This is a genomic window from Pseudomonas sp. NPDC088885, from assembly GCF_044750025.1.
Classification (GTDB): domain Bacteria; phylum Pseudomonadota; class Gammaproteobacteria; order Pseudomonadales; family Pseudomonadaceae; genus Aquipseudomonas; species Aquipseudomonas rustica.
In genome coordinates, this window is record NZ_JBIVJB010000003.1 from 85,818 (window position 1) to 109,618 (window position 23,801).

The 23,801-nt window shown below is 59.8% G+C and carries 23 protein-coding genes; 16 read left to right on the plus strand and 7 right to left on the minus strand.

Translation table 11 applies throughout. The features are described 5' to 3' along the window. The first annotated feature begins 15 nt into the window (after positions 1-15). Positions 16-945 (plus strand): Gfo/Idh/MocA family protein, encoded by a 930-nt coding sequence (locus tag ACIP1X_RS04065; protein WP_400749542.1) that lies wholly within the window; start codon positions 16-18, stop codon positions 943-945. 129 nt (positions 946-1,074) lie between these two features. Here ACIP1X_RS04065 and ACIP1X_RS04070 read toward each other — a convergent pair whose 3' ends face one another. The 5 genes from ACIP1X_RS04070 to ACIP1X_RS04090 all read right to left on the minus strand — a co-directional run bounded on the left by ACIP1X_RS04070 (position 1,075) and on the right by ACIP1X_RS04090 (position 7,547). After that, on the minus strand, positions 1,075-2,319 hold the full coding sequence (locus tag ACIP1X_RS04070; RefSeq protein ID WP_400749545.1) for an NAD(P)/FAD-dependent oxidoreductase: 1,245 nt from the start codon (positions 2,317-2,319) through the stop codon (positions 1,075-1,077). Then, positions 2,309-3,901, minus strand: coding sequence for an aldehyde dehydrogenase (NADP(+)) (locus tag ACIP1X_RS04075; RefSeq protein ID WP_400749548.1), 1,593 nt, complete (start codon positions 3,899-3,901; stop codon positions 2,309-2,311). Before ACIP1X_RS04075 ends, ACIP1X_RS04070 begins: the two co-directional genes overlap by 11 nt. Before the next feature lie 68 nt (positions 3,902-3,969). Continuing rightward, the gene (locus ACIP1X_RS04080) at positions 3,970-4,917 is read right to left on the minus strand and encodes a dihydrodipicolinate synthase family protein (protein WP_400749550.1); all 948 of its coding nucleotides are present in this window, start codon (positions 4,915-4,917) and stop codon (positions 3,970-3,972) included. Between the two features lie 55 nt (positions 4,918-4,972). After that, on the minus strand, positions 4,973-5,899 hold the full coding sequence (locus ACIP1X_RS04085; protein WP_400749553.1) for a 4-hydroxyproline epimerase: 927 nt from the start codon (positions 5,897-5,899) through the stop codon (positions 4,973-4,975). Positions 5,900-5,921: 22 nt separating this feature from the next. Then, positions 5,922-7,547: an APC family permease gene (locus ACIP1X_RS04090; RefSeq protein ID WP_400749556.1), complete on the minus strand. Its 1,626-nt coding sequence runs from the start codon at positions 7,545-7,547 to the stop codon at positions 5,922-5,924. Between the two features lie 231 nt (positions 7,548-7,778). Between ACIP1X_RS04090 and ACIP1X_RS04095 the strand changes: the two genes are divergently transcribed. Together ACIP1X_RS04095 and ACIP1X_RS04100 are read left to right on the plus strand one after the other, a co-directional pair. Further along, complete coding sequence (locus ACIP1X_RS04095; RefSeq protein WP_400749559.1) at positions 7,779-8,549, plus strand: helix-turn-helix domain-containing protein; 771 nt, start codon at positions 7,779-7,781, stop codon at positions 8,547-8,549. Positions 8,550-9,468: 919 nt separating this feature from the next. Beyond that, positions 9,469-9,756 (plus strand): hypothetical protein, encoded by a 288-nt coding sequence (locus tag ACIP1X_RS04100; RefSeq protein WP_400749561.1) that lies wholly within the window; start codon positions 9,469-9,471, stop codon positions 9,754-9,756. A 37-nt stretch (positions 9,757-9,793) separates the two neighbouring features. On the opposite strand, the gene ACIP1X_RS04105 is transcribed toward ACIP1X_RS04100, so the two are convergent. Next, positions 9,794-10,144: a hypothetical protein gene (locus tag ACIP1X_RS04105; RefSeq protein ID WP_400749564.1), complete on the minus strand. Its 351-nt coding sequence runs from the start codon at positions 10,142-10,144 to the stop codon at positions 9,794-9,796. A 228-nt stretch (positions 10,145-10,372) separates the two neighbouring features. Between ACIP1X_RS04105 and ACIP1X_RS04110 the strand changes: the two genes are divergently transcribed. Further along, a complete protein-coding gene (locus ACIP1X_RS04110) occupies positions 10,373-10,630 on the plus strand; it encodes a hypothetical protein (protein ID WP_400749566.1) in 258 nt (85 codons plus the stop codon). Positions 10,631-10,705: 75 nt separating this feature from the next. Here the strand turns inward: ACIP1X_RS04110 and ACIP1X_RS04115 are convergent, their stop codons facing one another. Next, entirely contained in the window at positions 10,706-12,250 is a 1,545-nt protein-coding gene (locus ACIP1X_RS04115) for a class I SAM-dependent methyltransferase (protein WP_400749569.1), read from the minus strand. A gap of 201 nt (positions 12,251-12,451) precedes the next feature. Here ACIP1X_RS04115 and ACIP1X_RS04120 point away from each other — a divergent pair, with 201 nt between their 5' ends. The 12 genes from ACIP1X_RS04120 to ACIP1X_RS04175 all read left to right on the plus strand — a co-directional run bounded on the left by ACIP1X_RS04120 (position 12,452) and on the right by ACIP1X_RS04175 (position 23,796). Continuing rightward, a complete protein-coding gene (locus ACIP1X_RS04120) occupies positions 12,452-13,408 on the plus strand; it encodes an AraC family transcriptional regulator (RefSeq protein ID WP_400749572.1) in 957 nt (318 codons plus the stop codon). A gap of 139 nt (positions 13,409-13,547) precedes the next feature. Next, entirely contained in the window at positions 13,548-14,903 is a 1,356-nt protein-coding gene (gene benA / locus ACIP1X_RS04125; protein ID WP_400749575.1) for a benzoate 1,2-dioxygenase large subunit, read from the plus strand. After that, on the plus strand, positions 14,903-15,391 hold the full coding sequence (gene benB / locus ACIP1X_RS04130) for a benzoate 1,2-dioxygenase small subunit (protein WP_053119548.1): 489 nt from the start codon (positions 14,903-14,905) through the stop codon (positions 15,389-15,391). Before benA ends, benB begins: the two co-directional genes overlap by 1 nt. 20 nt (positions 15,392-15,411) lie before the next feature. After that, the gene (benC, locus tag ACIP1X_RS04135) at positions 15,412-16,419 is read left to right on the plus strand and encodes a benzoate 1,2-dioxygenase electron transfer component BenC (protein WP_400749578.1); all 1,008 of its coding nucleotides are present in this window, start codon (positions 15,412-15,414) and stop codon (positions 16,417-16,419) included. A gap of 213 nt (positions 16,420-16,632) precedes the next feature. After that, the gene (locus ACIP1X_RS04140) at positions 16,633-17,394 is read left to right on the plus strand and encodes a 1,6-dihydroxycyclohexa-2,4-diene-1-carboxylate dehydrogenase (RefSeq protein ID WP_400749581.1); all 762 of its coding nucleotides are present in this window, start codon (positions 16,633-16,635) and stop codon (positions 17,392-17,394) included. Positions 17,395-17,416: 22 nt separating this feature from the next. Beyond that, a complete protein-coding gene (locus tag ACIP1X_RS04145) occupies positions 17,417-18,538 on the plus strand; it encodes a muconate cycloisomerase family protein (RefSeq protein ID WP_400749584.1) in 1,122 nt (373 codons plus the stop codon). Between the two features lie 27 nt (positions 18,539-18,565). Beyond that, positions 18,566-18,856: a muconolactone Delta-isomerase gene (catC, locus tag ACIP1X_RS04150; protein ID WP_400749586.1), complete on the plus strand. Its 291-nt coding sequence runs from the start codon at positions 18,566-18,568 to the stop codon at positions 18,854-18,856. 175 nt (positions 18,857-19,031) lie between these two features. Then, complete coding sequence (catA, locus tag ACIP1X_RS04155; RefSeq protein WP_400749589.1) at positions 19,032-19,949, plus strand: catechol 1,2-dioxygenase; 918 nt, start codon at positions 19,032-19,034, stop codon at positions 19,947-19,949. Positions 19,950-20,447: 498 nt separating this feature from the next. After that, positions 20,448-21,494: an isopenicillin N synthase family dioxygenase gene (locus ACIP1X_RS04160; protein WP_400749592.1), complete on the plus strand. Its 1,047-nt coding sequence runs from the start codon at positions 20,448-20,450 to the stop codon at positions 21,492-21,494. A gap of 27 nt (positions 21,495-21,521) precedes the next feature. Further along, positions 21,522-22,331: a MetQ/NlpA family ABC transporter substrate-binding protein gene (locus tag ACIP1X_RS04165; protein ID WP_053119562.1), complete on the plus strand. Its 810-nt coding sequence runs from the start codon at positions 21,522-21,524 to the stop codon at positions 22,329-22,331. Continuing rightward, positions 22,328-23,128 carry a methionine ABC transporter ATP-binding protein gene (locus ACIP1X_RS04170; protein WP_082341423.1) on the plus strand — a complete coding sequence of 267 codons (801 nt, stop codon included), beginning with the start codon at positions 22,328-22,330 and terminating at the stop codon, positions 23,126-23,128. The genes ACIP1X_RS04165 and ACIP1X_RS04170 overlap by 4 nt, the downstream gene beginning before the upstream one ends. Further along, a complete protein-coding gene (locus ACIP1X_RS04175; protein ID WP_159814813.1) occupies positions 23,125-23,796 on the plus strand; it encodes a methionine ABC transporter permease in 672 nt (223 codons plus the stop codon). Before ACIP1X_RS04170 ends, ACIP1X_RS04175 begins: the two co-directional genes overlap by 4 nt. The last annotated feature ends 5 nt before the right edge of the window (positions 23,797-23,801 follow it).

The window sequence follows — 23,801 nt, forward strand, 5'->3', positions numbered from 1 at the left end:
AAGCAGGAGTCATTGATGCAACCAATCCGTCTCGGTCTGGTGGGCTACGGCAAGATTGCTCAGGATCAACACGTCCCGGCGATCAACGCCAACCGCGCATTCCAGTTGGTGTCCGTCGCCACCCAAGGCAAACCTTGCGCCGGCGTAGAGAATTTTCAGTCGCTGAGCGAGTTGCTCGAAAACGGCCCGCCGGTCGATGCAATTGCCTTCTGCACACCGCCGCAAGGTCGCTTCGCCCTGGTGCAGCAAGCGCTGGCGGCGGGCAAACATGTGCTGGTGGAAAAACCGCCGTGCGCAACGTTGGGCGAGGCCATGGCCTTGGTCGATCAGGCAAAAGAGCAGGGCGTCAGTGCGTTGTTCGCTTGGCATTCACGCTATGCACCGGGCATCGAAATCGCCCGTGACTGGCTTGCCACCTGCACTTTGCAAGGCGTGCAGATCGACTGGAAAGAAGACGTGCGCAAGTGGCACCCCGGCCAGACGTGGATATGGCAACCCGGCGGCCTCGGCGTATTCGACCCGGGCATCAATGCCTTGTCGATTGTCACTCACCTTTTGGCGCTGCCGCTGTTTGTCGAATCCGCAGAACTGCGCGTGCCGGAAAACTGCCAATCACCGATTGCCGCTTCGATCAAAATGTCGAATGCGCAGCAGCTCGATGTGCGGGCGGAGTTTGATTTTGATCATGGGCACGATGAGTTGTGGAGTATTGAAATTCGTTGCAAGGAAGGTGTGCTGCGACTGGATAACGGTGGGGCGCTGTTGAGTATTGATGGCGTGCGTCAGGCGGTATCGGAAGAGGGTGAGTACGCGGCGGTGTATCGGCATTTTCAGCAGTTGATTGCCGAGAAGGGCAGTGATCTGGATTTGCAGCCGTTGCGGTTGGTGGCGGACAGTTTCTTTGTCGGTAGCCGGGTATCGGTCGCCCCTTTCTACGACGCCTGAAGAAACCAAATTTTATAGCCTGACAAATTCCAAATGTGGGAGCGGGCTTGCTCGCGAATGCGGTGTGTCATTCAGCAATCAGAGTGGCTGAACGGACGCCTTCGCGAGCAAGCCCGCTCCCACAGATTTTTAGAAACGGTCAAGTCTGTAAGGTTCGCTTCTTGGCAACTCACTCAACGCCATCCCGACAACCATCTCCGCCGTCACCGCCGCCTGCGTCAGCCCCAAATGCTGATGACCAAAAGCAAGCAACACCTTGCCCCCGCACACCTGATCAATCACCGGCAGCGAATCCGGCAATGACGGCCGAAAGCCCATCCACGGTGTCGCCGCTTCAGCACTCAGATCCGTGCGAAACAAGCCCTGACTCAACCGATGCAACTGCCACGCGCGCTCCATGCTCGGTGGTTTCTCCAGCCCGGCGAACTCAACCGTACCCGCCAGCCGCAACCCTTCGGTCATCGGCGTCATGATGAACTTGCGTTCCAGCGAGGTGACCGGGAAGGGCAGTCGCCCCTGTTCCTGCGGCAACATCAGGTGATAACCGCGCTCGGTGTCCAGCGGTACTTTTTTGCCGGTCAGCGCAGCGGTCAGTTTCGCCGAGTGCGCGCCGCAGGCGATCAGCACGCGGCTTGCGGTCAAGCCACCATTACCGGTAATCAGCGAAACGCCGTTGTCCTGAACATGGCCGCCCTGCACCTGCTGTTGCAAAAAACTCACGCCGCAGGCTTTTGCCGCTTCAACCAATTCGCACACCACCCGGTACGGGTCAATGAAATGCCCGGTGCGCGGAAAGAACAAACCGCCCTGAATCTGCTCGCTGAGTTGCGGCGCCGTGTCCTGAATCGCCTTGGCCTGCCAATAATCGACAGGTACTTCCTGCTGTCGCAATCGAGCTTGCAACGCGCCGATGGCCTGACGTGATTCCGGGCGTTCGAACACCAGCAACGAGCCGTCGACTTTGAGCAAGTCCGGCCGCTGGATGTCGACGAGCAAGCGCTGCCACGCATCCAGACTGCTTTCATTGAGCGCGCGTAATCCGGTGACGGTTTTCTGAAACGGTTCCGCCCGCAGGTTCAACAGCAGCCGCGTGAACCACGGCAAGGCGCGGGGCAGGTATTTCCAGTCCAGCCGCAACGGCCCCATCGGGTCGAGCAGCATGGCCGGCAGGCGTTTGAGGATCGACGCATCGGCAATCGGGAACACCTGTTCGGTCGCCAGATGCCCGGCGTTGCCGAAAGAAGCGCCGTGGCCCGGTAGCTGTTGATCGATGACGACCACGCGCAAACCCTGACGCGCAAAGCGCAAGGCGCAGGCGACGCCGATGATGCCGGCGCCGACCACGGCGATGTCGTGGGAGACGTTATTCGTCATTGGTCAGTGCTTCCCTGTGCCCATCGAGCAGGCGACTCAGGTGCAACGGATTTGCGTGTTTCAGTGCTGTCGGCAACAAGCTGTCGGGGAAATCCTGATAACAGACCGGACGCAGAAAACGCAGGATCGCCGCCGTGCCCACCGACGTTGTGCGCGAGTCTGACGTCGCCGGAAATGGCCCTCCATGCACCATCGCATCGCAGACTTCGACGCCGGTCGGCCAGCCATTCACCAGCAAGCGTCCGGCCTTGCGCTCCAGTGTCGGCAGCAGCGCGCGGGCTTGCTCCTCGTCTTCATCATCCAGATGCAGCGTGGCGGTCAGTTGACCTTCCAGGTGCTCGGTGACCTGACGCATTTCTTCCACGCTGGCGCATTGCACGATCAGCGACGCAGCGCCGAACGCTTCGCCCTGCAGATTGTGATCAGCGAGGAAATCGGCGGCGTCGCTGACAAACACCTGCGCCTGACCCTGATTCGGGCCGCTGCCGATCTGGCCGATGGCGGCGACATTTGCCCGAGCGTTTTCGGCCAGCGCATTCACCGCCGATTCATAGGCGTTGAAGATGCCCGGCGTGAGCATCGTTTGCGCCGGACTGCTTTTAATCCGTTCGGCCGTAGCGGCGATAAAACTGTCCAGCGCTGCACTTTTCAGGGCAATCACCAATCCTGGATTGGTACAAAACTGCCCGGCGCCCAATGTCAGCGAAGCCACAAACCCTTCGGCCAAAGCCTGAGTGCGCTTCTGTAATGCCCCCGGAAACAGCAGCACCGGGTTGATCGAACTCATTTCCGCATACACCGGAATCGGCTCGGGCCGCGCCTGTGCCGCTTGAGTCAGCGCCAGACCACCGCTGCGCGAACCGGTAAAACCCACAGCTTTGATGCGTGGATCGCTGACCAGCGCAATGCCCACTTCACGCCCGGAACCGTACAACAGCGAAAACACGCCTTGCGGCAAACCACAGGTTTTCACCGCCCGTGCCACCGCGCGGCCAACCAGTTCACTGGTGCCGGGATGCGCACTGTGCGCCTTGACGATCACCGGGCAGCCGGCCGCCAGCGCCGATGCCGTATCGCCGCCCGCCACCGAAAACGCCAAGGGAAAATTACTCGCGCCGAACACCGCCACCGGCCCCAGCGCAATCTGCCGTTGACGCAGATCCGAACGAGGCATCGGTTGACGATCCGGCTGCGCGTTGTCGACGCGCACATCCAGCCATTCGCCCGCGCGCACGGTGCGCGCGAACATTCGCAATTGTTGGCAAGTGCGCCCGCGTTCACCCAGCAGGCGAGGGCGCGGCAGGCCGGTTTCAGCCATGGCGCGGTCGATCAATTCATCGCCAAGGGCTTCGATTGCCACGGCGATGCTTTCCAAAAAATCAGCGCGGACATTCAGGGTTGTCTCGCGATAAGCGTCGAACGCCGCCCAGGCCAGCGCGCAAGCCTGCTCGACATGTTCCGCTGAACCGCCGGCATACGCCGGTTCCAGCGCGGTATCCGTGGCCGGGTTGATGCCCCGAATGGCTTCGCGATTACCCGCGACAATGTGCTGCCCGATCAGCATGTGGCCCGTCAGCGTCATGGTGTTTTCCCGATAAAAAAGTGATGCCCGCCGTGAGCTAAAAAATTCACGGCAGGCGAAAGCAAGGATCAGGCGAAGTTCTGTTCCGCCGACCAGTTCTCGTACCAGTGACGGAACAGCGCGTACTGCTTCTCGGCATAACGCCGCTGCGAGTCGCTCAACGCATCGGTTTCGTTGAAGTGCAGGGTGTATTCCTTGTCGCCGTTGAGCACCATCAGATGCTTGTAATACAGCACCAGATCGCAGCCTTCATCGAACGACGACAGCACTGCCAGCGCCGATTCCAGCTCTCGCGCTTGACGCCGCGCCTGCGCATCTCCTTGGGCAGCCTTTTTGCTCAGCGCAACCAGTTGCAGCACTTCGCGGGGCAGGGCGTTGCCGATCCCGGTGATCGCGCCGGTGGCGTTGCAGTTGACGAAACCGTGCACCACTTGCGTGTCGACGCCGACCATCAGCGTCACGTTTTCATCTTTGGAGGTGATGTTTTCAGCGGCGTAGCGCAGGTCGGCGCCGCCGCCAAATTCCTTGAAGCCGATCAGGTTCGGGTACTCGCGGCGCAGTTCGAAGAACAGATCGGCACGGGTGGCGAAACCGTAGTAAGGGCTGTTGTAGATCACCGCCGGCAGGTTCGGCGCCGCTTGCAAAATGGCCGCGAAGTGGGCTTTTTGTGCAGTCGCTGAAGCGGCACGGGACAGCACGCGCGGAATCACCATCAAACCTTGTGCGCCGACTTTTGCCGCGTGCGCCGCATGGGCGACTGCTTCACGGGAATTCACCGCGCCAGTGCCGACAATCGTTGGAATGCCCGCTGCCACCAGACGCGCCACGCCTTCCTGACGTTCAGCCTCGGTGAGCAGCGGCCAGTCACCCATCGAACCGCAATACACCACCGCGCTCATGCCGATGTCGATCAGCTCGCGACCCTTGGCCACCAGCGCGTCGAAGTCCGGTTTGCGCTGGGCGGTGCACGGGGTCATCAGGGCCGGCATGCAACCGGTGAAGATGTTGTCGCTCATTGTTTTAACTCCTTGGCACATCATTCAAATTGAGGTGAAAAGTCTGCGCGGTGGCTCAGATGCCCCACGCGAACGGGTCGGTTTCGTCGATCAGCAAGGTGCTGTCGGCGGTCATGTAGGCGCGGCCGGTAATGAACGGGCGAATGCGCTCGCCCTCCCATTCGAAGCGGCCTTCGAACTGGCTGCCGGTGATGCTCGCCTGCACCCAGATCGCGCCGGGTTGCAGCTTGTCATCGGCGGCGAGGCAGGCGAGTTTGGCGCTGGTGCCGGTGCCGCACGGGGAGCGGTCGTAGGCTTTGCCGGGGCACATGACGAAGTTGCGGCTGTCGGCGTTGGCGTCATCGGCGAACAGTTCGATGTGGTCGATTACCGCACCGTCTTCGCCGTAAATACCTTGGTCTTCGAGGGCCTTGAGCATCGCCCAGGTGTAGGCGGTGAGGTGTTCGACGTTGTCCATCGTCAGCGTCTGGCCGTGTTCGGAAACGAGGAAGAACCAGTTGCCGCCATAGGCGATATCGCCGAAGACGCGGCCGAATCCCGGCACATCCACCGGCACCTGTTTGCGATGGCGGTAAGCGGGGACGTTGCCCAACGTGACCGAGCCGTCGTCATGCAGCGTGGCGCTGACCGGGCCGACCGGTGTGTCGATCTTGTGCACGCCGGGCTGGATTCTTCCCAGGTACTGCAACGAGTTGATCAGGCCGATGGTGCCGTGGCCGCACATGCCGAGGTAACCGGCGTTATTGAAAAAAATCACCCCGCACGTGGCGTCGGGCGACACCGGTTCGCAATACAACGCGCCGACCAGCACATCGTTGCCGCGCGGTTCCAGCAGGCAGGCACGGCGCCAGACGTCATGCTGATTGCGCAGGGCATCGCGCTTTTCCACCATGCTGTTGCCGGGCAGATCGGGGAAACCGCTCATCACCAGACGCGTGGGTTCACCGCCGGTGTGGGAATCAATGACGTGTACTTCTTTCATGAATAGATCCCGTTGGATGATTTCAGTAGGCGCCGGCAGGGCGCGCGGTCACGGTCGAGGCAGGGGCGGCGACTTCGCTTTCTTCATCGTCTTCTTCCAGACGCAGCAGATGCGCCGGTACGCCCGTCGCGGCGCCCCAGTAATAAATACCGGTGGCGCATACGGCGACGACAATGGTGTCGAACGGATGGGCGAGGATGCCGAGGCCACCAAAGGTGCCGAGTTTCGACAGGACGATGGTTACTGCGTAGAAGGCGATCAACCACGCCGAGGAGCGCACCTGGCTGGCCAGATTGAGGTGCGCGGTCGGCACGAAACGGCCGCACAGCAGGTACACAACGAACATCAGAATTTGCAGGCCAAGCAGCCACGACACGGTGTTCCAGCCCGACCAGTAAACGATCAGCGCGGCGATGATGAACGACACCGGCCCGAGCACGCCCATGCACTTGACCCGGAACGGACGCGGCATGTTTGGCGCATTGCGGCGCAGTGCAGCCACCGACACCGGCGCCACGGCGTAGCTCAGCACCAGCGCGGCGGAGACCACGTTGATCAGCGCTTCCCACGACGGGAACGGCAACGTCCAGAACACCGACAGGGCAAAGGTCAACCACAGCGCCGGACGCGGGATGCCGGATTTCTCGTCGATGTGGGTGAAGACTTTGAAGAAGGTGCCGGTCTGCGCCCAACCGTAGATCACGCGCGGCGTGGCGTTCATGTAGATGTTGCCGCAACCGCTTGGCGAGATCACCGCATCGGCGACCACCAGATACGCCAGCCAACCCACGCCTAGCGCCAGGGCGATGTCGCGGTACGGCAGGGAAAACTCTTTGCTGATCCCGGCCCAGCCACTGGCGAGCATTTCGGTGGGGATGCTGCCGAGAAAGGCCATTTGCAGCAGCACATAAATCAACGTCGACAGCAGCACCGAGAGGATCAGTGCGATGGGAATAGTGCGCTGCGGATTCTTCACTTCACTGGCCACCGAGATGATCGGCGTCAGCCCCAGATAGGCGAAAATCACGCCGCCCGCCGACACTGCCATTTCGATACCGGACAAGCCAAACGGCGCAAAACCTTGCACCTGGAAGTTGGCCGGTTTGAAGAAGGTGAAGAGCACGCCGATCACCAGCAGCGGCACGATGAACTTGAACACGCTGACCAGATTGTTGGCCTTGGCGAAGGTCTTCACGCTGCGGTAGTTGAGCAGGAAAAACACGCAGAGCAGACCGAACTGCACCATCCAGCCGAGGATCGTCGGGTTGCCGCTGCCCGTCTGGGTCAGCTCGGGAAACCACGCCGCTGCGTATTGGCGTGAGGCAACCACTTCGATCGCCACCAGACTGGAAAACGCGATCAGGGTGATGAAGCCCATCAGGTAGCCGAGCAGCGGCCCGTGGGAGTAAACCGGGTAACGCACCACGCCGCCGGCACGCGGTAAAGCCGCGCCCAGTTCGCAGTAAACGATGCCCAGCAACAACACGGCAAAACCGCCCAGCAACCAGGAGAAAATCCCCGCCGGCCCGGCAATCGCCGACACGTGACTGGCCGCGAACAACCAGCCAGAACCGAAGATCGCTCCGAGCCCGATAAATGTGAGGTCGATCAGTGAAAGCTGTTTTTTGAACTTGCCTTGGCCTGACATGGCATCGCCTTCTTGTGAGTTATTGGATAGGCAGTTGTGTCACTGGGACGGCCAGACTTTGAACTCATCGACGGCATGGCGATTGATGTTTTGCGGCGGGTTGGATGACGAAATCAGCATAATGGCGCAGATTAATCGCGGCCCTCGACAGGCCTGCATTGATCCTGCAATCTGCACGCGAACGCCGCAGGGCGGGCACTTGGCCGATCCGCGTTTGAAGAGGAATCCGTAATGCAGCAAGCGTTTTCGATCCTGTCCCAAGGCATCGGCGGCCATCGTCCGCAGACCCTGGAGGAGTTACTGGCCGGTGCGGCGCTGCTGTTGCCGATGCTCGACGTGATCCCCAATGCGGCGATTTTTATCAAGGACACGCAGGCGCGTTACGTGCTCGCCAACCGCACGTTGGTGCAGCGTTGTGGCTTGAAGGATTTGCGTCCGTTGCTCGGTAAAACCAGTGCGCAGGTATTCCCGGCGCAACTCGGCCCGGGCTATACCGAGCAGGATCGCAAAGTGCTGGAGGAGGGCTTTGTGCTGGAGGATCAGCTTGAGCTACACCTGTACGGCAGTCGCGAACCGGGCTGGTGCCTGACGCACAAGCAGCCGCTGTACAACCGTGACGGGGCGATTATCGGGCTGGCGGGGATTTCGGTGGATCTGCAATCGGCCAGTGAAACGCATCCAGCGTTTGAGCGATTGGCGGCTGTCGATGAGCACATTCGGGCGAATTTCAATCGTCGGGTGACCTTGGTGGAATTGACCCGGATTGCTGGTATTTCCGTTGCGCAACTGGAGCGTTACTGTAAGCGCGTGTTCCATTTGACGCCTCGGCAGATGATTCAGAAAGTGCGGCTGGAGCATGCGCATCGCTTGTTGCATAGCGATTTGCCGATCACTGACGTTGCGCTGCAATGCGGGTACACCGATCACAGTGCGTTCACTCGCCAATTCAAGGCCTCTACCGGTTTCACCCCTCGCCAGTATCGACAGGCCACTTCTCAGTGAACGACTGTAATCCCCTGTGGGAGCTAGCCTGCTGGCGATGGCGTCCTGTTAGGCGACTGTGTTTTTGTTGACTGGGTACATATCCATTGCTGCGGTAACGGCGGCTTAGGGTTCCGCCCTTACGGCGGGTCACCTTTTCCAGACGCCGAAAAGGTAACCCAAAAGGCTTTGCCCCAGCGTTCGGCCCGCTCGCTGGGGCTCGGGGTTCCTTCGTTACGGAATTCATCCGGGCGCATCGCCTCCGGTTTGCTGCGCTGCACCTCCTCTCGATGCATTTGGCTGCGCCAAACGGTCGCTGCGCTCCCACCCCCGGATAAATCCCTCCACTCAGCCTTCCGACGGGGCGGGTAGCGCAAGATCAAAAGCTGCAGCCGAGCTTGCGCTCATCCTGTGTAGGAGCTGCCGAAGGCTGCGATCTTTTGATGTTGTTTTTGCTTTTGTAGGAGCAGAGCTTGCTCGCGAAGGCGGTGTGTCTGCCACGATGGTTTTGAATGTGCCGACGCCTTCGCGAGCAAGCCCGCTCCCACAGGTTTCTGCGGTGCATCCAATATTCCGGTCGCACCCAAAACACTGTGGGAACTGGCTTGCCAGCGATGGCGGCCTGAGGGGCGCGCAGTTTTCTTTTGATGTACTCAGTTCCAAGTGTGGGAGCGGGCTTGCTCGCGAAAGCGGTCGTTCGTTTAACAATTCGGTACCTGACACACCGCCTTCGCGAGCAAGCCGGCTCCCACAGTTTGACTGCGTTGGCCAGAGGTAGCGGGCTAATCGGATTATTGTAGGAGCTGCCGAAGGCTGCGATCTCTTGATGTTGATCTTAAAAACAGATCAAAAGATCGCAGCCTTCGGCAGCTCCTACATGACCCTTGGGCATACCGGGTAGACTCAGTTCGTCAGGACTCATTGCAGCAGGTGAAACAGGATGATCGGATTACAGAGATGCCGGAGTCAGGGGTGGGCCTGGCTCGCGCTGATCGTCATCAGCCTGACGTTGATCTCAGGCTGCTCGAGCCGAAAGCACTATCCGCCATCAGGCGTCGGCGACAGTTGTTACGCCAAGGCATTACCAACGGTCGGCGAGGGCGGTCTCGCGTGGGGCTCCAGCCTGAACATGGCCCGACAGAAATCCTTGAACAATTGCATCCGCTACGCCGGACGTTCCGGTGGCACACCGAACACCTGTCAGGTGGTGTTGGCCAAGTGCAAGTAATCCCGGCCCACCTCTGCGCAGTGGGCCAGGCGGCAAATTACAGGCAGCTTTCCACAGTGTCCAAGTGCTTCCTGGATATCCAGCGATAGGTCGATGCGTAATATTTCGCCACCGAACCGGACGCATCAGGCTGAATATCAACGAAGTATGCCGAGCCCGTTGTGGCGACCGTAATCGCGCCTTTCTTGCCCGGTTCCTGAGTGGCCCCGGATCGGCCCTCGAACACCGAAAGGTTCTCCCAGCCATGCTGTACGCAGTCGGCAATCACCTTGACGGCTTTTTTCGAATGCAGCACCTGACGCGGTTCTTCCTGGCGCAGTTCGTTCATCGAGGGTGCCGCACAGCCTGCCAGTGACGCCAACGCCAGCACCCATATGGCTGCTTTCATGTTTTTCTCCCTGAGTTATTGAGGCTCGCCGGTTTCTGGTCTGGAGAATAGTCGACATACCGCTTCAGGAAAGTGACTGACGTTAATGCTCGCCGGGATGAGCTCAATCTGGGAGGTCTCCATCATTGATGACGTCAATAACAACCATCAACTCAATGAAGTTCTCATATTGATCGCGCGGCGTAAGATCGGCGCCATACCCAACCACTGCACCACGGAGCTCACACCATGAAACGCCATATCCTGCTCGGCATTGCTTTCTCGTTCTTCGCCCTGAACGCCTTTGCTGCGACTGAAACCGATCCGCTGTTCAGTGACGCGGTTGCCGCAACGGAAACCGACCGGTTGTTCAGTGACGCGGTCGCCGCGAACGAAACCGATCCTCTGTTCAGTGATGCCGTGGCCGCCGACGGTTCGGATCGACTGAAGGGCAATCTGGTTGCCGAGGGTGGCGCCGACCGTCTGCTCGAACGCCGTAACGCCTGAATGCGCAGTTTTACCGCAGGCCTTAATGAAAAAGCCCGGCTTGATCAGCCGGGTTTTTTTTCATCTGCCGTTTGGTCAGGCGATATTCAATGCCCTGAGCGTCACCAGTGAACCGGCGGCGAATGCGTGTGCCTGCTCCGTCAATTCGGCAATGTTTTCTTCGGCCGTGTTCAGTGGCTGGTTGTTTTTAACCAGGACAACATCTTGCTCGGCCAGCACCGCCCACGCCAGTTGTGCCCAATCCGCCGGGTGTTTTTTGCCCTGCTTGAGCGAGATCAGGAATAACTGATGAAAGCGACTGACCACGATGCCACCGCCCGTCACCGGGCTGGCCAGTACCTGGATTTTGTCGCTCAGCAACGAACGTTTGCACAATTGCAGATTGAGCGTGCTGCAACGCGCTTGCACCAGTCGCTCGGCGGCTTCGCTTTGGCACGGTGCGGCAGCGCTCATCCCGATCAGTACGCTGAGGGCCTGCAGCAGATCGTCAAAAGGCATTTCGGGCAACGCGCTTGAGAGCTGGCGCAGAGTCTTCGCGACATACGCATCGGCCGCCAGTGCTTCAAGCACCGGGCCGTACACTTCGGCTTGCAACGCCGCTTCGCCGGCCGGGCCCTTGACGCTGGCGGCGACGCTTTCCGCCGGCTGCAACAGAATAAAGCGCGTATTCAACAGCCCCTGGCGTTGTTCTGCCGCAGACAATCGGTTGGCGCCGCGCACGTACAGGTCTCGGCGGAAATTCTGATTGACGAAATAGTCCCGCGCTTGCTCGCGCATGATCGGGTGATCGATGCCTTCGAGGAAATCCATCCCTTCGGCGCTCAGGTTGAGCGGATCGACCGTGTCCAGTGGGACAGCGGTCGCGGCGTAGTCGAGTTTGGCCGGAGCGAAGGCGTCGACCACGTCGGTGAAATACATACAGTTCCACTCACGATTGAAGTATTCGTGGGCGACGTATTGGCGATTCTGACCTTTGATGCTCTGCAGTTGGGCATTGAGGCCAGGGGCTGTGCCGGCGTAGTTCGGGTTGGCTGCCAGCAACGCTTCGGAGAATTGCAGCGCGGCGTCTATGCGCTGATCAGGGCGAGCGGAGCTGCTCGTGGCAAAGCGGTCGTGCAGGCGGAACAGATTGCGCAGTGGCGCCGAAGGCGACCAGCCGGGAAGACAGTTGTAGCTGACGTACAACAGGCCACCGGGCTTGAGGTGACGACGGGCAAATTCGACGATCAGTTGCTGATTGTCACGGCTGACCCACGTCCAGATGCCATGCAGGCTGATGCTGTCGAATTGCGGCAAGTCATTACGCGCGAGCAGTTGTTCGAAACTGTCGTCATACAGCCGCGCGTCACTGTTCCAGCTGTTCGCCAGGGCTATGGCGTGGCCAGCCTGACCCGGATGGAAATCGGTGCCCACATAGGAACCGGGGTTGGCGGCAGCGTGGATATTGATCGACACGCCTTGACCAAAACCGAGTTCACAGTGATAGCCGTCAGTGGTCTCCAGGCCGGCAAAACCGCGCAGCAGCAAACAGTAACGCTGGAAGACCGGATTGATTTCGCGGCTATAGCTGTAGGTGTAGCCTTCGTCGGTGAAATATCCTTCGTTCCAGGCGTCGCTCATGCGGGTGTCCTTTAATTTCGACAGGGAAAGTTGCTTTTGCTTATTCGCGTTATCGGCACGCCGTTCAAAAACTGAACACAAAGTGTTCGATTAGCGGATACCCGACCTTTCGTCCAATTGCCGGTTTTTGCACGCAAGCGTACTGTGACCGGTGAGCCTGAAAACCGTGCACCCCATAACGACAAGATCGAGCACCGCCTAATGGACAGTCATCTGCTGAGTGATCGCAGCAGCGTGTTTCGTCACGCTGATCCCTATGCCGTCTCCGACTACGTCAATCAGCACGTTGGCCAGCACTTCATTGGCCTGTCCAAAACCGCCCATCCGCAAGCCAGCCTCAACCATCGCAAACTTGCCGATCTCGATCTGTGCCGCATCAGTTACGGCGGCAGTGTCCGTGTGACGTCGCTGGCGCTGGAAACCGTGTATCACCTGCAGGTGCTGCTGCAAGGCAATTGCCTGTGGCGCGGGCATAGACGTGAACATCATTTGGTGCCGGGCGAGTTGTTGTTGATCAATCCGGATGATCCGGTCGATCTGACTTACTCCGACGACTGCGAAAAATTCATCCTCAAAGTGCCGGTCAGCGTGCTCGAGTCGGTGTGCGACGAGCAGCGCTGGTTGCGACCTTCGAGCGGTATCCGCTTCCTGCGCAATCACTATCAGTTGAGCGAACTGGAGGGCTTCACCAATCTGCTCGCGATGATTTGCCAGGAAGCCGAGGCCAGCGATCCGTTGCTGCGGGTGCAAGAGCACTACGCACAGATCATCGGCAGCAAACTGATTTCGCTGATGAACACCAATGTCAGCCGTGAGAATCTCAGTTCACCGAGCGTCAGTTTCGAGCGCATCCTCGATTACATCGAGCGCAACCTGAAACTCGATCTGCCCGCCGAACACCTGGCCGCGCAGGCAAGCATGAGCCCGCGTTCGCTGTACACCTTGTTCGAACGCCAACTCGGCATCACGCCGATGCAATACATCCGTCAGCGCAAACTTGCGCGTATTCACGCCTGCCTCAACGACCCGAGCTGCCCGGTGCGCAACCTCACGGAGCTGGCGCTGGATTACGGCTTCCTGCACTTGGGCCGTTTCGCCGAAAACTATCGCCAACAGTTCGGCGAACTGCCGTCGCACACCCTCAAACGCCGCCACTGATCGCCCTTCGAAACAGTCCGAATCAACTGCCGCGCCGTCCTGCACAAAACGGATAGCGATCTGCAGGATTCGGCTATTGCCCCGCGCTGCGCCTCCCTAATCTGACCTGGCCTGAACAATAACAATGGAGGCCCTGGCCATGTCCCTGGGAATCGACTACCTCAATGCCATGCTTGAAGAAGACCAAGAGAAGGGCGCCTACCGCTGCAAGCGGGAGATGTTCACCGATCCGCGCCTGTTCGAACTGGAGATGGCGCACATCTTCGAAGGCAACTGGATTTACCTCGCCCACGAAAGCCAACTGCCCAACAACAACGATTTTCTGACCACCACCATGGGGCGCCAGCCGATCTTCATCGCGCGCAACAAGGACGGCGTGCTCAACGCTTTTCTCAACGCCTGCAGCCATCGCGGCGCCATGCTGTGCCGGCACAAGTCCGGCAACCGTTCCAGCTATACCTGCCCGTTCCACGGCTGGACGTTCAACAACAGCGGCAAACTGCTCAAGGTCAAAGACCCGAGTGAGGCCGGTTACCCGCAAAGCTTTAACTGCGAAGGCTCCCATGACCTGACCAAAGTCGCGCGTTTCGAGTCCTACCGCGGCTTTCTGTTTGGCAGCCTGAATGCCGATGTGAAATCTCTCACCGAGCACTTGGGCGAGTCAGCGAAGATCATCGACATGATCGTCGACCAGTCGCCGGAAGGTCTCGAAGTACTGCGCGGTTCCAGTTCCTATATCTACGAAGGCAACTGGAAACTCACCGCCGAAAACGGTGCCGACGGCTATCACGTCAGCTCCGTGCACTGGAATTACGCCGCGACGCAGAACCAGCGCCAGCAACGCGGAGCGGGTGAGGCGATCAAGACCATGAGCGCCGGCAGTTGGGCGAAGAAGGGCGGTGGTTTCTACTCTTTCGATCACGGCCATCTGCTGCTCTGGACGCGTTGGGCCAACCCTGAAGACCGCCCGGCCTACGAGCGTCGTGACGAACTGGCGCGTGATTTTGGTCAGGCTCGCGCCGACTGGATGATCGAAAACTCGCGCAACCTGTGCCTGTACCCGAACGTGTATCTGATGGATCAGTTCAGTTCGCAGATCCGCATCGCCCGGCCAATCTCGGTCGACAAGACTGAAATCACCATCTACTGCATCGCCCCCAAAGGCGAGAGCGCCGAAGCGCGCGCGAAACGTATTCGTCAGTACGAAGATTTTTTCAACGTCAGCGGCATGGCCACACCGGATGATCTGGAAGAGTTCCGTTCGTGCCAGACCGGCTACGGCGCTGGTCGAGGCTGGAACGACATGTCCCGAGGCGCGACCCATTGGGTTGAAGGCGCCGACGCTGCCGCCGAGGAAATCGACCTGAAACCGCTGCTCTCCGGTATGCGCACTGAAGACGAAGGCCTGTTCGTGCTGCAACACAAGTACTGGCAGGAAACCATGCTTAAAGCCGCTGCCGCCGAACCACAGCTGATTCCCGTGGAGGCTGTGTGATGAGCAACCTCTACGACAATGTGCGCGACTTTCTCTACCGCGAAGCGCGTTATCTCGATGACGGCCAGTGGGATCAATGGCTGGAGCTATACGCTGCCGACGCGACTTTCTGGATGCCGGCCTGGGACGATAACGACACGCTCACCGAAGACCCGCAAAGCGAAATCTCGCTGATCTGGTACGGCAACCGTGGCGGCCTCGAAGACCGCATCTTCCGGATCAAGACCGAGCGCTCCAGCGCGACGATTCCCGACACCCGCACCTCGCACAACCTGAGCAACATCGAGATCGTCGAGCACAGCGCCGACCAGTGCCAGGTGCGCTTCAACTGGCACACCCTGAGCTTTCGTTATCAGGTCACCGACAGCTACTTCGGCAGCAGTTTCTACACCCTTGATCTGCGTGGAGAGCAGCCGCTGATCAAGGCCAAGAAAGTCGTGCTGAAAAACGATTACGTCCGTCAGGTCATCGACATCTACCACATCTAGTCGACACGACGAGGTGCACCATGAATTTCCAGATCGCCCTTAATTTTGAAGACGGCGTCACTCGTTTCATCGAGGCCGGCAGCCATGAAACCGTCGCCGACGCGGCGTATCGCCAAGGCATCAACATCCCGCTGGACTGCCGCGACGGCGCCTGCGGCACCTGTAAGTGTTTCGCTGAAGCCGGGCGTTACGAGATGGGCGACAACTTCATCGAAGACGCCTTGAGCGCTGACGAACTCGCACAAGGTTATGTGCTGACCTGCCAGATGCGCGCCGCAAGCGATTGCGTGGTGCGAGTGCCGGTTGGCTCGCAGGTCTGCAAAACCGAACAGGCCAATTTTCAGGCGGCGATCAGCGCTGTCCGGCAGTTGTCCGAGAGCACCATCGCGCTGTCGATCAAGGGCGAAGCGCTGAGCAAACTGGCGTTCCTGCCGGGGCAATACGTCAACCTGCAAGTGCCGGGCAGTGCACACAGTCGTGCGTATTCCTTCAGCTCGTTGCAGAAGAATGGCGAGGTCAGTTTTCTGATTCGCAACGTGCCCGGCGGTTTGATGAGCAGCTTTCTCACCGGTCTGGCCAAGGCCGGTGACAGCATGAATCTGGCCGGACCACTGGGCAGTTTTTACCTGCGCGAAATCAAGCGGCCGCTGTTGTTGCTCGCCGGCGGCACCGGCCTGGCGCCGTTCACCGCGATGCTGGAAAAGATCGCCGAACAGGGCAGCGCGCATCCGGTGCATTTGATCTACGGCGTGACCAATGACTTTGATCTGGTTGAACTCGATCGCCTCGAAGCCTTTGCCGCACGCATCGCCAATTTCAGCTTCGGCGCCTGCGTCGCCAATCCGCAAAGTGCACACCCGCTCAAGGGCTACGTCACCCAGCACATCGAACCGCGCCACCTCAATGACGGCGATGTCGACGTCTACCTCTGCGGGCCACCGCCGATGGTGGAAGCGGTCAGCCAATACATCCGCGAGCAGGGCATCACCCCGACGAATTTCTACTACGAAAAATTCGCCGCAGCCTGATCCCATTTACCGAGCCGGACGCTCATCTGTGGGCCTGCCCTCAACTTGGATCCTGACTTTACCTGTGGCGAGGAGATTTATCCCCGTTGGACTGCGTAGCAGTCCCCGGCGATTGTTGCTGAAAAGAAGGGCCGCGGCAGCCCATCGGGGCGGTGCGACGTTTCGCTAAATCCCTCACCACAGTTTTCGATATTCGTTTGCATCGAGGTTGTCATGAACAACAGATTCTCCAACAAAGTCGCGCTGGTCACCGGCGCGGCGCAAGGCATCGGCCGCCGCGTCTGCGAGCGCCTGCTCAGCGAAGGCGCGCAAGTGGTCGCCGTCGACCGCTCCGAACTGGTTCACGAACTGCAAGGCGAGGGCGTTCTGGCACTGACCGCCGACCTCGAACAATACGCCGATTGCGCCCGGGTCATGGCCGAAGCGATCAACACTTTCGATCGACTCGACATCCTGATCAACAACGTTGGCGGCACCATTTGGGCCAAGCCGTTCGAGCACTACCAGGTCGAACAAATCGAGGCGGAAGTGCGCCGCTCGCTGTTCCCGACCTTGTGGTGCTGCCACGCCGCGCTGCCGTACATGCTCAAACAAGGCAGCGGCGCCATCGTCAACGTTTCCTCAATCGCCACCCGCAGCGTCAATCGCGTGCCGTATGGCGCGGCCAAGGGCGGCATCAACGCACTCACCGCGTGCCTGGCCTTCGAAAACGCCGAGCGTGGCATTCGCGTCAACGCCACCGCACCCGGCGGTACCGAAGCGCCACCTCGGCGCATCCCGCGCAACGACGCCGAACAGTCGGCGCAAGAACAAACCTGGTACCAGCAAATCGTCACGCAAACCCTCGACAGCAGCCTGATGAAACGCTACGGCAGCCTCGATGAACAGGTCGGCGCGATCCTCTTTCTCGCCTCCGACGACGCTTCGTACATCACCGGCGTGACCTTGCCGGTCGGTGGCGGCGACCTCGGCTGAGTACTTCTCAAGGAGCATTGATATGCCGCGAATCCTGATTGAAAACCTGACGACGATCATCGTCGACCTGCCGACCATTCGCCCGCACAAACTGGCGATGCACACCATGCAGAAGCAGACCCTGGTGATCTTGCGTTTGCGCTGCAGCGATGGCGTTGAAGGCATCGGTGAAGCCACCACCATCGGTGGCCTTGCGTACGGCTATGAAAGCCCGGAAAGCATCAAGGCCAACATCGACGCGCATCTCGCGCCAGCATTGATTGGCATGGACGCCAACAACATCAACGCGGCGATGCAGCGGCTCGACAAGATCGCCAAGGGCAACACCTTCGCCAAATCCGGCATCGAAAGCGCGCTGCTCGACGCGCAGGGCAAACGCCTCGGCCTGCCCGTCAGCGAACTGCTCGGCGGCCGTGTGCGCGACAGCCTCGAAGTCGCGTGGACGCTGGCCAGCGGCGACACCGCGCGCGACATTGCCGAGGCCGAGCAGATGCTTGAAGTACGGCGTCATCGCATCTTCAAATTGAAGATCGGCGCCAATCCGTTGGAGCAGGATCTCGAGCACGTCGTGGCGATCAAAAAAGCTTTGGGCGATCGCGCCAGTGTGCGGGTCGACGTCAACCAGTATTGGGATGAGTCCCAAGCCATTCGTGGCTGCCAGGTATTGGGCGACAACGGCATTGATCTGATTGAACAGCCGATCTCGCGGGTCAACCGCTCGGGGCAGATTCGCCTGAATCAGCGCAGCCCGGCACCGATCATGGCCGATGAATCAATTGAAAGTGTCGAGGACGCTTTCAGCCTCGCCGCTGACGGCGCGGCCAGTGTGTTCGCCCTGAAAATCGCCAAGAACGGTGGCCCGCGTGCCGTGCTCAGAACCGCGCAAATCGCCGAGGCCGCGGGCATCGCGCTCTACGGCGGCACCATGCTCGAAGGCTCCATCGGCACGCTGGCCTCGGCGCACGCCTTTCTCACGCTAAAGCAACTGACTTGGGACACCGAGCTGTTCGGGCCGTTGCTGCTGACCGAAGACATCGTCACCGAACGGCCCGAGTACCGCGATTTTCACCTGCACATCCCGCGCAGCCCGGGCCTTGGCCTGACGCTGGACGAGGAGCGACTGGCGCGTTTTCGCCGTTCCTGAACCGATCACAACCAGAGGAAAGCCACCATGCTGTTCCACGTAAAAATGACCGTGAAATTGCCTGTCGACATGGATCCGGCCATCGCCATCCGGCTCAAGGCTGACGAAAAAGAACTGGCGCAACGGCTGCAACGCGAAGGCCAGTGGCGTCATCTGTGGCGCATCGCCGGGCATTACGCCAATTACAGCGTGTTTGATTTGCCAAGCGTCGAAGCGCTGCACGACACGCTGATGCAATTGCCGTTGTTCCCCTACATGGACATCGAGATCGACGGGCTCTGCCGACATCCGTCGTCGATCCACGCCGACGACCGCTGAGCCCTGAATACCGCCCGCCCTTGTGGGAGCGAGCCTGCTCGCGAAGACGGTGGATCAGCCACCACAGATGTTGAATGACATAGCGCCTTCGCGAGCAGGCTCGCTCCCACAGGTGCTGCGCGGCTGGACACAACTGCTGCATGAACCACACAACAACAAGATGAGGTAACCCACCATGACCGTGAAAATTGCCCACACGCCTGAGCTGCAAACCTTCTTCAAAGAAGCCGCCGGCTTCACCAACGACGACGGCAGTTCGCGTTTGAAAACCATCGTTTTGCGCGTACTGCAGGACACCGCGAAAATCATCGAAGACCTCGAAATCAGCGAAGACGAATTCTGGAAAGCCGTCGACTATCTGAATCGTTTGGGCGGTCGTTCGGAAGCGGGGTTGTTGGTCGCCGGTCTTGGCATCGAACACTTTCTCGATCTGCTCCAAGACGCCAAAGACGCGCAAATCGGCTTGACCGGCGGCACGCCGCGCACCATTGAAGGGCCGCTCTACGTCGCGGGTGCGCCGCTGTGTGAAGGCGAGTGCCGCATGGACGATGGCAGCGAGGACGGCGTTGCCACGGTGATGTTTCTCCAAGGCCAGGTGCTTGACCTCCACGGCCAGCCGCTGGCCGGCGCCACAGTCGACGTCTGGCACGCCAATACCAAAGGCACCTACTCGTTTTTTGATCCGAGCCAGTCCGAGTACAACCTGCGCCGCCGGATCATCACCGACGCCGAAGGCTGTTACCGCGCACGCAGCATCGTTCCCTCCGGATATGGCTGCGACCCGCAGGGCCCGACGCAGGAATGTCTGAACTTGCTCGGTCGTCACGGTCAGCGTCCGGCGCATGTGCACTTTTTTATCGGCGCACCGGGGCATCGACACCTGACCACGCAGATCAATCTGTCGGGCGATCAATATTTGTGGGATGACTTTGCTTACGCGACCCGCGAAGGGTTGATCGGCGAGGTGGTGTTCCATGAGCACGAAACGTTGGGACGCCACGCCAAACTCAAGTTCGACTTCCAGCTGCAACCCGCGCCAGACGCCAGCGCCGAACAACGCAGCCAGCGCCCGCGCGCGTTGCAAACGGATTGATACCGCGTCGTTTGTGGCCCTCACCCTAACCCTCTCCCGGAGGGAGAGGGGACTGAATGGGGGATGCTTGCGAGATACGCCGACCTGAACGGTTTCTGCCGAATCCATGATCGCCACGATCTTTCAGGTCGATGTATCACGCCAGGCAACGCGGTCGGCCCCTCTACCTTTGGGCGAGAGAGGGCTGAATGGGGGATGCTCGCGAGATACGCCAACCTGAACGTTTTCTGCCGAATCCATAATCGCCACGATCTTTCAGGTCGATGTATCACGCCAGACACCACGGTCGGCCCCCTCTACCTCTGGGAGAGGGTTGGGGTGAGGGGAAAACAGACCTAAGGTAATGCAAAAAAGATATTGGCCCGACGTTTTTAAGATCGTTTAGTTTTGTCCTCAACGACGAATAAACGCATCAAACCGATAGACCCCCGATTGCCATGACGGCACACGCTGAATCGATCAAAGGTTCTTCAGGTTTGGTTCACCCAGGAGTGAATCATGCCGCATACCTTGGATATCACCACACTGCCAACCCTCGACCTGTCCCTGTTCGAAGGCACCGCACAACAGCGTTACCAATTTCTTGAAAGCCTGCGCCACGCCGCCCGTGACGTCGGTTTCTTCTACCTCACCGGCCACGGCATCGACAGCACGCTGCTCGAGCAAGTGCAGGCCCACGCCCGGCAGTTCTTCGCCTTGCCCGACAGCGAAAAAATTGCTGTCGGCATGATCAATTCGCCGCATTTTCGCGGCTACAACCGTGCGGCTTCCGAGATCACTCGCGGGCAACCCGATCAGCGCGAACAGTTTGATCTCGGCGCCGAGCGTGAGGCTCTGCCGTTAAACGAAGACAGTCCATTGTGGGCGCGGCTGCAAGGCCCCAACCAATGGCCAGCGGCACTCCCCGAACTGAAACCGTTGCTGCTCGAATGGCAACAGGCGATGACGCGCATGTCGTTGCGCTTGCTGCGTGCCTTCGCTCAGGCGCTGTCACTGCGCGCCGATGCCTTCGATCAGCTCTACGGTGACAAACCCAACGAACACATCAAGCTGATGCGCTATCCCGGGCAGTTGAGCGAGGCGAGCCATCAAGGCGTCGGCGCGCACAAGGATTCCGGGTTCCTGAGTTTTCTGCTGCAAGACCAACAGGCCGGGCTGCAAGTCGAGGTCGAAGAAGGCCGCTGGATCGACGCATTACCCCGCGAAAACACTTTGGTGGTGAACATCGGCGAGCTACTCGAACTGGCCACCAACGGTTATCTGCGCGCCACGGTGCACCGCGTGGTATCGCCACCGGCGGGCAGCGAACGCCTGTCGATCGCCTTCTTCCTCGGCGCGCAACTCGATGCGGTGGTGCCGCTGTACCCGTTGCCCACCGTGCTGTTGCGCGAGGCGCGCGGGCCGGCGAGTGATCCGCTCAATCCGCTGTTTCGCGATGTCGGCTGGAACTACCTCAAGGGTCGTTTGCGCTCACATCCGGACGTTGCGCAGCGCTTCTACGGCGACGCGTTGCTGCCGCCAGTACCTGTTCGTAAAACCGCCTGATTCATCATTCGCTCAAGGACTCCGCACATGATTAAAAAAGCAGGTTTGACCCTGGCCGTCCTCGGCGCACTGGTGAGCTCTTTCGGCGCGCAGGCCCTGGAACCGTTACGCGTTGCCGCCGACCCGGTGCCCCACGCGCAGATCCTTGCGTACATCCAGAAAATCGATCCGCAACTCAACCTCAAAGTCATCGAAATCCCCAACGGTGTTAACTCCAATGAGCTGCTGGTACACGGTGATGTCGACGCCAATTACTTCCAGCACCTGCCGTATCTGAAATCTCAGGAGCAGGCGCTCGGCGAGAAACTCGCGGTGGCCGCCACGGTGCATATCGAGCCTTTGGGGATTTATTCGCGTCGGCACAAAAGCTTCGCCGACGTGCCGGAAAAAGGCACCGTCGCCGTACCCAACAACGTCACCAATCTGAGCCGCGCGCTGTACCTGTTGCAGGACAACGGCCTGATCAAACTCAAGCCCGGTTTCAACGATCCCGCCGCCGATCAGGCAACGCCCAAGGACATCGCCGAAAACCCGAAACAGCTGAAGATCCTCGAAATCGAATCACCGCAGATTCCACGTTCGCTCGACGATGTCGATCTGGCAGTGATCAACGGCAACTACGCGCTCGACGCAGGCCTGGTGCCGGCCAAAGATGCGTTGGGCCTCGAGAAGGCCGAGCACAATCCTTACGCCAACATTCTGGTGACCACACCGAAGCTGGAGCACGATCCGCGCATCGCGCAACTGGCCAAGGATCTGACCTCGCCGGAAGTCGCCAAATACATCACCGATAACTTTGCCGGCTCGGTGATTCCGGTGGCGGGCGGCAAGCCATGATCGCCGTCGAGCAGTTGAGCAAAACCTACCCGTCGGCCACGCAACCGGCGCTGGATCAGGTCTCGCTGAGCATTCCTGACGGCGCGGTCTACGGGATTCTCGGGCGGAGCGGGGCGGGCAAGTCGACGCTGCTGCGTTGCCTCAACCTGCTTGAACGACCGGACAGCGGCAAGATTCTGATTGATGGTGTGGATCTGCTGGCGCTGTCCGACAGTGAACTGCGCAAGCAACGTCAGCGCATCGGCATGATCTTTCAGGGCTTCAACCTGCTGCACTCGCGCAACGTGTTCGACAACATCGCCGTGCCGCTGGAAATCGCCAACGTCGGCAAACCGTGGCGCCATGTGCGGGTTCGCGAGCTGCTGGAACTGGTCGGTTTGAGCGACAAGGCGCAAGCCTTTCCTTCGCAACTGTCCGGCGGGCAAAAGCAGCGAGTAGGGATTGCCCGCGCCTTGGCTGCGGAGCCTGCGTATCTGTTGTCGGACGAAGCCACCAGCGCCCTCGACCCGGAAACTACCGCTTCAATTCTTGATCTGCTGCGCGACATCAATCGGCAATTAGGCCTGACCATCGTGCTGATCACCCACGAACTCGACGTGGTCAAGTCGATCTGCGATCACGCTGCGTTCATGGCCAACGGACGGCTGGTCGAGGCCGGGCCGGTGCCACGTCTGCTCGCTGATCCACAGTCGGCGCTCGGCAGTTCACTGCGTCCGACTTGCGGATTACCGCTGGGCCATGACGCGCCGGGCCTGACCTTCCTCAAGCAATACGGTGTTAGGGCGGCGCAGTCATGAACCGTTCGATTAATTGGGATGAAATCCTGCAACTGGTGTTCAACGCCACTGGCGAAACGCTGTACATGGTGTTGCTCGCGGGGCTGTTCACGCTGCTGATCGGTTTGCCGCTGGGTGTGCTGCTGTTTATCAGTCGCCGTGACGGATTGCGGCCGATGCCGCGTTTCAATGCGGCACTCAGCAGTCTGGTCAATCTCGGCCGTTCGCTGCCGTTCGTGGTGATGCTGATCGCCTTGATTCCGCTGACCCGTCTGGTCGTCGGCACCACGCTGGGCAGCACCGCTGCGGTAGTGCCGATCACCATTGGCGCGTTTCCGTTCTTCGCGCGCATCGTCGAAAACGCGCTGGACGAAGTCGACAAGGGCCGCATCGAAGCGATCCTCGCCATGGGTGGCGACATCGGCCATGTGATTTTCAAAGTGCTGCTGCCCGAAGCCCTGCCAGCGTTGCTCGCGGGCATCACCCTGACGCTGGTGATGTTAATCGGTTTTTCCTCGATGGCCGGGGTCATCGGTGGCGGCGGGCTCGGCGATCTGGCGATCCGTTATGGCTATCAGCGTTTCAACAATGAAGTGATGGTCGCCACCGTGGTGGTGTTGGTCATCCTCGTTCAGGGCGTGCAAAGCCTGGGCGATCGGCTCGTGCGTTCGCTGGCTCATCGCCGCTAAGGAAA